The 932-nt window shown below is 42.1% G+C and carries 1 protein-coding gene and 1 pseudogene; both read left to right on the top strand.

Translation table 11 applies throughout. From position 1 onward, the window contains the following. Positions 1–232, top strand: a pseudogene (locus tag ACFIKB_RS09390) (phage portal protein); the annotation flags it as partial. A 13-nt stretch (positions 233–245) separates the two neighbouring features. Then, positions 246–932 (top strand): hypothetical protein (locus tag ACFIKB_RS09385; protein ID WP_375653490.1); only part of this gene is annotated, 687 nt, incomplete at its 3' end.

The following is a 932-nucleotide window of genomic DNA, read 5'->3' as shown; positions in this document are numbered from 1 at the left end:
GGAAATGAAGTTGCAGGAAAAGCAACAAGACTTAGAGACGAAAGCACAGATGCATCAGATGGATTTGCAACAAAAGCAGATTGATCTGTTTATGCGTCAAAAGAAAGCGGAATTAGAAGCAGAAATGATGCAACAGCGCCATGACATTGAACGGCAGAAGCTTCTCAATACTCAGGCACACAATCAGATCATGCGAGAGCGAATAGCATTACACAGAGGTATGCATAGTTAAGAGAGGTGAAAGAATGAATGCAGAAATGAATGAAGCTATGAATGAAGATTACAGAGTTGGAGCACCGGTCTTTGATGATGAGAGCTCTTTTGATGCTGGCACTTATGATGGTGAAACGATTGATAATGATGACATTACGTCTCCAGAGCCGGTTTTAGAGACCGTTGAAAAGCCTTCAGAGATTGTTCCTAGTATAGAACAGCAGCGTATGGAGCAACAAGCCAAACAAGCTCGTGAAGCGCTTGTCAAGCTTTATGAACCCCAATCCCAGACGCCAATGGTTGAAGGTGAAAATGCACCCCCAGACCCTACACAAGACATTATTGGTTATATGGGTTGGATGGGAAAAAAGATTCGAGAGCAGGATGCGTATATTAGGGAACAGAAAGAAGCGCTAAGACAAGCTGAGGAACAGCAGCAGCATGATATACGTCTTGGTCAGTTTTTCAACAATTCTGTTAAGTCGTTTCAAAATAAATCCAGTGATTTTGGTGATGCGGCAAATTTTCTTTATGAGAAGCGTGCGAAGGAATTGAGTTCTTGGTCGTCACTTTATCCTGAGTATGCAGATCCAAACACAATTTCTGAGATCATAAGGAATGAATTGCGTACGATTGTAGCGACTTGTGCACAAAGAGATCTCAATCCGGCAGAAGAGATTTATAGAATAGCGCAAAATCTTGGCTATCAGAACCAAGCA

It is taken from the genome of Bartonella sp. MR110HLJHH (assembly GCF_042194225.1).
In the GTDB taxonomy this organism is placed as follows: Bacteria; Pseudomonadota; Alphaproteobacteria; order Rhizobiales; family Rhizobiaceae; genus Bartonella; species Bartonella grahamii.
Note: the sequence above shows the minus strand (reverse complement) of the source record. Positions and strands in the feature narration are given on the sequence as shown.